The sequence below is a fragment of the Salinicola sp. genome, assembly GCF_982684285.1.
On sequence record NZ_CEXLVS010000155.1, the window covers coordinates 1 to 7,278 of the forward strand.

General features: G+C 68.4%; 7 protein-coding genes. All 7 read right to left on the minus strand.

Going from position 1 to position 7,278, the window contains the following annotated elements:
- Positions 1-802, minus strand: an 802-nt coding sequence (locus AC3AYF_RS13610; protein ID WP_295037337.1) for a beta-ketoacyl synthase N-terminal-like domain-containing protein, incomplete at its 3' end; no start/stop codon positions are given.
- The gene (locus AC3AYF_RS13615) at positions 799-1,362 is read right to left on the minus strand and encodes a DUF3261 domain-containing protein (protein ID WP_149436589.1); all 564 of its coding nucleotides are present in this window, start codon (positions 1,360-1,362) and stop codon (positions 799-801) included. The genes AC3AYF_RS13610 and AC3AYF_RS13615, both read right to left, overlap by 4 nt.
- The gene (locus AC3AYF_RS13620; protein ID WP_295037334.1) at positions 1,362-2,672 is read right to left on the minus strand and encodes an NAD(P)/FAD-dependent oxidoreductase; all 1,311 of its coding nucleotides are present in this window, start codon (positions 2,670-2,672) and stop codon (positions 1,362-1,364) included. Before AC3AYF_RS13620 ends, AC3AYF_RS13615 begins: the two co-directional genes overlap by 1 nt.
- A complete protein-coding gene (locus AC3AYF_RS13625) occupies positions 2,665-4,983 on the minus strand; it encodes an MMPL family transporter (RefSeq protein WP_295037332.1) in 2,319 nt (772 codons plus the stop codon). The genes AC3AYF_RS13620 and AC3AYF_RS13625 overlap by 8 nt, the downstream gene beginning before the upstream one ends.
- Positions 4,980-5,531 carry an outer membrane lipoprotein carrier protein LolA gene (locus AC3AYF_RS13630; RefSeq protein WP_487779859.1) on the minus strand — a complete coding sequence of 184 codons (552 nt, stop codon included), beginning with the start codon at positions 5,529-5,531 and terminating at the stop codon, positions 4,980-4,982. Before AC3AYF_RS13630 ends, AC3AYF_RS13625 begins: the two co-directional genes overlap by 4 nt.
- 40 nt (positions 5,532-5,571) lie before the next feature.
- Positions 5,572-6,564, minus strand: a complete 993-nt coding sequence (locus tag AC3AYF_RS13635; protein WP_149436593.1) for a lysophospholipid acyltransferase family protein — start codon at positions 6,562-6,564, stop codon at positions 5,572-5,574.
- Positions 6,561-7,278 (minus strand): glycosyltransferase family 2 protein (locus tag AC3AYF_RS13640; RefSeq protein WP_295037330.1); only part of this gene is annotated, 718 nt, incomplete at its 5' end. The genes AC3AYF_RS13635 and AC3AYF_RS13640, both read right to left, overlap by 4 nt.

A 7,278-nucleotide genomic window follows, 5' to 3' on the forward strand; every position in this document is an offset into this window, starting at 1 on the left:
GGGCCTGGCGCATCGCTTCCGCTGCGCCACTGCCATCCGGGCGGGGGGCGGAGATGTGGTGAGCGTCGACGCTCTCGCCAACGCCGGCGAGCTGGACACCGCCGCTCTCGGGCGTCACCACGAACAGGGCTGCCGCTTCGCCGAGATTGATCCCGTCGCGATGCCGGGAGAAGGGCTGACAGGGGGTGTCGCTGACGGCTTCCAGACTCAGGAATCCATTGACCGTGAGGCGACACAGGCTGTCGGCGCCGCCGGCGATCACCGCATCGCACTGGCCACTCTTGAGCAGGCGCCTGGCGCTGGCCAGCGCTCTGGCACTGGAGCTGCAGGCCGTCGACAGCGTATAGCAGGGGCCGGTGATTCCCAGACGCTCAGCGATGAAGCGCGCCGGCGCTCCCAGCTCCTGGCGCGCGTAGGCGAAGGTTTCCGGCAGCGGCCCTTCGCGGCCACTCTCCGCCAATGCCGACTCGGTCTCACCGATGCCGGAGGTGCTGCTGCCGATGACCACTCCGATCCGATCGCCCGGCACCGAGGAAAGCAGCGACTCGATCTCGTCGCCGAGGCGAGCCAGGGCGAGCGCCAGCAGCCGGTTGTTGCGGCTGCGGTGGTCCTTTGGCCACTGGCTGTCGTCGGGCAGTTCGCTGGTGACCTGTCCCAACGGCAGGGGACGGCCCGGGGTGAAGGCGTCGCTGGTGGTTAGGCCGCGCTGACCCGAGAACAGGGCGTGGCCGATCGTGTCCAGATCGTCGCCCAGCGAGCAGACGACGCCGGGGCGGGACAGGCGACAAGAAGAGGCCGTCATGAATCATCGTTCTCCTGCATCGGGGCGATCGTCAACCGGTAGTGGCCCTGGCGGTCGTCCAGCATCAGCGTCTCGGAGCGATCGCGATCCGGCGCCGGCGTGATGCGAGCGACCAGGCTTCCCCGATAGCTGATGTCGCGACTCGTCGCGCTGTCGACGACCCGCCAGGCGCTCCCCGCGAAGGCGTCGTGCAGGGCGTCGATCGGCCACAGGCTCCACTCCAGGCGCGATGCCAGCCATTGTGGCGGCATCGGCAGTTGGGGTTCACCCGGCGCGTCGCCCGCTTCGAAGCGCGCGCCCTCGGCGTCGCGAACCAGCGTCGTCAGGCGCTGACCGTAGGGCGTCACCAGCACCGCACGCAGGCGGTCCGGATCGATCCGGATGAACGCGATCAAGGTGCGGGCTTCGCCTCCGTCCGGTTCGAACGTCAGTCGGCTTTTCAGCGTGTCGGTCGTGGTGGCGGCGGCCAGCGGCGGCGTCGGCGACACCGGTGGACTCAAGCTGCAGGCGGACAGGGCGAACGCCAGGCACAGCGGCAGCAGGAGGGGAAAGCCGCGCATCACCGTCCGGTCTCCGGCGACGGGCCAGCATCCGGCTGACGCGCACCGGCGGTCCCGGAGCCCGACGCCCTCGATGCCGCCTGTCTCTCGCAGAGGTCGGCCAGCGTGTCGATATGCCGGGCCGAGTCGGTGACGAACGGGTTGCGACGGTCCCAGGCGTAGCCGGCCAGAATGGCGCTGATGCGCTCCTTGATATCGCGGGGTGCGTCGGCGTGAAAGATGATGGTCTGGAGTCTGCCGTCGTACCAGGCGTCGACGAAGGCGCGAAACGTCTCGATGCCTTCGCGCAGCGGTGCCTCGAACCGGCCAAGCCAGTCGATGGCCTCACCGGCCAGTTGGCGATCCACCAGCGGTGCCGCCAGGCTTGCCGATTTCAGCGCAATGGTCACACCGGAAGAGAACACCGGGTCCAGGAACTCGCCGGCGTTGCCCAGCAGCACATAACCGGGCCCATGGAGACGCGTCACGTCGGCGGAATAGCCGCCGAGTTCAGCGATCGGTCGGGTCGGCCGCGAGCCGCCGAGCAGCTGGCGGAAACGCGGCTCGGCGTCGATCAGCGCCTGCCAGCGGGCCTCGGTCGAATCGCCGTAGGCGCTCATGCGCTCTGTCTGGCCGACCACGCCCACCGAAGCGCGCTGGTTGCGGAAAGGGATCAGCCAGTACCAGATGCCGGCATCGTCGGGATGAACGCCGATGAGGATCTTCTCGCGATCATGGCTCGGCGCCACCGGGCAGCCTTCGACATGAGTGAACAGCGCGGTGCGGGGGGCCTGGCGGGCGTCGCGCTCGAGCGCCTCGAGCCGGGCCAGTACGCGTCCGTAACCGCTGGCGTCGACGACGAAGCGGGCGGTCAGCGTGCTGGCGTTGCCGGATTCATCGACGACATCGACCTGGGGGCGATCGGGATCGGCGCGGAACGCGGTGACGGTGATGCCGAATTCGACCTTCGCGCCTTTCGCGCGGGCGGCCTCGATCAGCCGGTGGTCGAAGTCGGCGCGCTCGACCTGAAACGTCGTGCCCCAGCCCGGCGTGAATTTGTGGCGGAAGTCGATCGCCGTGCTCTCGCCGCCGCGGGTAAACGCGGCGCCATTCTTGGGTTGATAGCCGGCTGCCTGGACGGTGTCGAGGAGGCCGGCCTCTTCGAGATGGCCCATGCACTGCGGCAGCAGGCTCTCGCCGATGGAGAAACGCGGGAAATGGCTGCGTTCGACCACCAGTACGCGACGACCGCGGGACGCCAGCTGTGCCGCGATCGCGGCACCGGCGGGGCCGGCGCCAATCACGATGACCTCGTGGTCGGCTTCAGACATGTTCGCTCTCCCGTCGTGGTGTCGAATGGCCAGCCTCCGGGCGCACCCAGGGGACCAGCGCCCAGACGCTGGCCAGGCCGATCAGGCAGGTCAGGCCCAGGTAATGCAGCGCGGGCGTCGCGCTGAAGGCCAGCATGCCGAATGCCAGCAGGCTGGTGAGTGTCGATAGCGTGATGGCCAGCCACGCAGCCGGCTTGCGGGCATGCTCCACGTTGAAGATACCGGCATCCAGCCCGATTCCCAAGATAAGCAGCAGACCTAATTGGTTGAAGATGTTGAGCGGGACGCCGCCGACGGCGAACGCCGTCAGCACGATGAGGGTGGCGCCGAAGGGCGGCACGACGACACGCCAGGCGCGACCTCGATAACGCCACAGCAGTGCCAGCGTCATCAGCGCCATGGCCGCGGCCACCCAGAGGGCGGTATGGCGGCGGAGCTCGCCGAGCAGCCCGCCGATGCGGCTGACGCGGTCGCTGTACTCCACCTTCGGTAGCGAGTCGGCCAGGGTCGACAGGGTCGCATCGGTGCGGGCATCGCGAGCGCCGGATATCACCACGGTGGCGGCCACCCCGCCGTCGTCCGTCTTGCCCAGCCACAGCCGCTGCTGGAGCGAGCCCAGAGGCGTCTCGAGCCATTCGGCCAGGGTCAACGGCGGCGCCTGCTGCAAGCGTGCCCGCGCCTCGTCGGCGACGGTCGCCGGCAAGCCCGCTCGCTCCACCAGCGCGTCCAGCGGCGCGCCGTAGAGCTTGCGTACCCGGGCCAGGTTGGCCTGCTGCTCGGCCATCGTCGGCACCGATCCGGCCAGCGATTGATACTCGACCTGGAGACCGTCGGCGATGGCACGGTCGAGTGAGCCGTCCAGCATATCGAGCCGGGTCAACAGCGACTGGGTATCCGCGGCCCGAACCAGGAAATAGCGGCTGCCGGTATCGCGGTCGAGCAGCTGTTGTACGCGCTGCTCGTCCTGCATCAGCGCCGCCGGCGAGGGATTGAGCAGTTCCAGGCTGTCGTCGCTGGTCAGGCGCAGGCCGCAGAAGGTCGCCAGAACCAGCGCGCCGGCCAGGGCGAGCCATGGCGACAGTCGCCAGCGAGGCTGACACAGTCGCCACCAGCGCGTCGCCAGACGCGCCGTGAACGGGGAGGCGTGAAGGGTGAAGCGGGGAAGCCACAGCACCACGGTGAGCCAGGCGCCGATCAGCCCGAAGGCGGCGAACGCCGCCATCTGGCGCAATCCCGGCATCGGTGTCAGTGCCTGGGCCACATAGGCGATGACGCTCGAGATCAGGCCCAGCGTCAGGCTCGGCATCAGTCGGCGAAGCCGGAATTGCCTGCCATCGATGACGCGGTCGCACTGCAGGTGGAGCACATAGTCGACGGCGATGCCGATCAGGCTGGCGCCGAAGGCCAGGGTCAGCAGGTGCAGGCGTCCGAAGATCCCCAGTGTCAGCGTCAGCGCGAACAGCGAACCGGCCAGCAGGGGCACCATCAGTTGCAGCAGCACCCGGGGCGAGCGAAACACGAAACCGATGACCAGCAGTACCCCGAGTAGAGAGGCGGCGCCGATGGTGGACATCTCCCGCTTCGCCTGACGGGCGCCGGCGGCGGCGTGGAACACCAGGCCGGAACGCAGCAGTTCGGCATCGGGATGCTGCTGTTGAAACCGTTCGAGCGCGCTGTGCAGGGCATTCTGCATCGGCAGGTCGTAGGGGGAACCCTTCAACTCGCCGATCAGCACGCTCCATTGCCGTCCCTCGGCATCCAGCGTCAACAGACCGTCGGCGGCGCCGATCGGGCTGCGTGGCAGGCGTGACAGCCAGGCGTCGAGCAGCCCGAAGGGGTCGGCGACGGGCTCCGGGCGCGCCGTCGGCGAGAACAGCCGGCGCAGCGCCGGCTCGACCAGCGTACTGCCGCCATCGGTGTCGATGGCCTGCTGCCACTGCGGCGTCAGCAGACGATAGCGCCACTGCCCCATCCAGCCGTGCGGGTCGGCGTCGGCCAGATCGAGCTCGCGCCAGTCGACCCCGGCCAGTTGGCCCTCGTCGACCAGCCGCTGCAGCGACCGGCCCAGCGCTTGCGTCGTCGGTACCCGTTCGTCATCGCCGAGCAGCAGCAGGAAGCGATTCTCGAAACCGCGCCCCAGTTCGCGGTCCGCTTTCTCGACCAGCGGCGCCTGCCGGTCGGCGGGCAGCAGCGCGGTGAGGTCGGTATCGGCGGGCAGGCCCTGGCGCAGCATCCAGCCCAGCCAGAGGGCACAGAGTGCCAGCGACGCGAGCCAGAGCCAGCCGAGCCAACGGTAGCCCCTATCCGTCATGAGTCGTTCAGCGGATGCTGGTCGAATAGCCGGACCTTCAACCGGTCGCCGTCGGGCGTGCGCATGTCGAGATGATCGATGGTGTCAGACCCCCGCAGATGGATCTCGGCGATGCGCTCGCGCAGGGCGGCTTCCTTCGGGGTCAGGGCGACCTGCCAGTCATCCCGGTCACCGGATAGCGCCAGGGTGACGCGGGACTCCAGCGCCTGCCAGTCGCCTTCCAGCAACTGCAGGAACAACTGGGCGACCTGCTCGCCACCGGGCGGCGCGTTCTCGCCGCTGCCATCGGTTATCGCCTGTGGGGTCAGCTCGATCCGCTCCTCGACCGGTTGCTCGAGTTGCCAGACGACGCGCTTGCCGCGCTCGAACAGAAACGTGCCCTGGCTGGAAAGCGAGCTGTCGAGGTCCGCCAGTTCGCGCTGCTGCTCGAAGCTGCCCGCCAGCGAGGGCGTGGCGGCGAGCTGGCGTTGCAGGTCGTCCAGATCGAAGGCCTGGGCGCTCAACGGCACCAGTAGCAGCAGTGTGATCCACCATCGACGAAACGGCATGGTCGGGTCCTCGGGGTATCGCGTGTCGGGAATCGCCCGGTCAGGTGACGGGGCGCTCGTCCTCATGGCCGGGGGCCGCGGCGTGGGCGTCCTCGCAGTCGAGCCAGAAGGGGAAGAAGTTGAACCACTGCAGCGGGGTCTTCTCGCACTGCCGCGTCAGCCAGTCGACGTAGCGCCGCATGGCGCCATCCATCCATGCCTCCCGATCCCGCCGGCTCAAGTCGCTGGTATCGTCGAAGTGGTCGAAGTCGATGCGATAGCTGGTGGGTTCGCGAAAGCAGCCGATGGTGTAGATCGGGCAGCGCAGCAGGCTCGCCAGCCAGAACGGGCCTTCCGGAAAACGCGCCGGGTGGCCCAGGAAGGGAAGCGTGCGGGCGCGTCCGTTATCGCTGATCGGCACACGATCGGCGGCGATCACCACGAAACCGCCTTCCGCGATCCGGCGCCCCAGCTTCATCGCCGTCGACGGCGTGATCTCGCTGACCTCGACGATCTCGGGCGGGTTCTCGCGGTGGGTCGAGCGCGCCAGGACCTCGTCGAACTGCTGCGCATTGCGTGTGTGCATCAGCAGCGTCGCGCGGAAGTCCTCCTGCATGTCGCTCATGGCGGTGCAGATCTCCATGTTGCCGACATGGGAGACCAGCATGATCCCGCCGTGCCCGCTCTCGACCGCCTGGCGAAACCGCTCCCGCGTATCGCCTTCGAAGCTGAGCGCCGGTGGGATGCCGCTCCAGGCGTCGATCTTGTCCATCAGGCTCTGCCCGAAACTGCGGAAGTGGCGCAGGCTCAGCCAGGTCAGACGCTTGGGCGCATGGCCGTAACGGTGCCGCCACAGTCGGGTAAGGTAGGTATGGGAGGCGCGCCGATGCAGGCCGTGGGCGATATAGTAGTAGACGATCACCAGCAGCAGCATGAACTGGAACGGTAGCCGTCCCAGCTTGCGCCGGATCCAGACCATGGCGCGAACCCCGCCGGCAGTGCCGGTCTCGCGAATTCTCGACCAGTGATTGGGATTGCTGCTGATCGGTGTCATGAGAGTCGTTCCTGGCGGCGGCTCAAGAGATCGGGGAGGCGTCTGAACATGCCGAGCACCAGACGCAGATGCATGCGGGCGAGCAGTACGTTGTCCCGCCATAGCTGGAAGTGGGAGACGCCGTCGATAGGGTAGCGGACCCGGACGGGCAGGTTGACGACGCGTTCGCCCTGCCAGTGCCAGCGTACCGGAAGCTCGCTGTCGAACTCCATGCGATCGCCGCAGGGGTGTTCGGCAACCAGCCGGTTGACGGCGGCGACGGGGTAGAGCTTGACCCCGCACATGGTGTCGCGAAGATCGAATGACAGCGTCGCCAGCCAGACCAGCGAATGGGTGATATAGCGGGAGTAGAAGCGGTGCCGGGGCACGCTGGCGTCGAATCGCGGGTAGCCGAGCCGCAGGACCTCGTCGTCGGCGCGGAGCCCCTCGACGAAGGGCGGCAGGTCGGCCGCTTCGTGCTGGCCATCCGCATCCACCTGCAACACGTGGGTCAGCCCGCGCTCGGCGGCTCGTGCCAGGCCCGCCCGCACCGCCGCACCCTTGCCCCGGTTGACGGGCAGCCTGACCAGATCCACCGTCTCGGCGTCTGCCAGGGCATCCAGCACCCCGGCACAGTGCGCGTCGCTACCGTCATCGACCAGGATGACCGGCAACTGCAGCAGGCGCAGCCGCACCAGGGTCTGGCCGACCGCCTCGGCGTGGTTGTAGACCGGC

Excerpts from the sequence above, each read along its gene's own strand:
- AC3AYF_RS13615 (WP_149436589.1), bottom strand. The coding sequence starts at position 1,362 with ATGCGCGGCTTTCCCCTCCTGCTGCCGCTGTGCCTGGCGTTCGCCCTG.
- AC3AYF_RS13620 (WP_295037334.1), bottom strand. The coding sequence starts at position 2,672 with ATGTCTGAAGCCGACCACGAGGTCATCGTGATTGGCGCCGGCCCCGCC.
- AC3AYF_RS13625 (WP_295037332.1), bottom strand. The coding sequence starts at position 4,983 with ATGACGGATAGGGGCTACCGTTGGCTCGGCTGGCTCTGGCTCGCGTCG.
- AC3AYF_RS13630 (WP_487779859.1), bottom strand. The coding sequence starts at position 5,531 with ATGCCGTTTCGTCGATGGTGGATCACACTGCTGCTACTGGTGCCGTTG.
- AC3AYF_RS13635 (WP_149436593.1), bottom strand. The coding sequence starts at position 6,564 with ATGACACCGATCAGCAGCAATCCCAATCACTGGTCGAGAATTCGCGAG.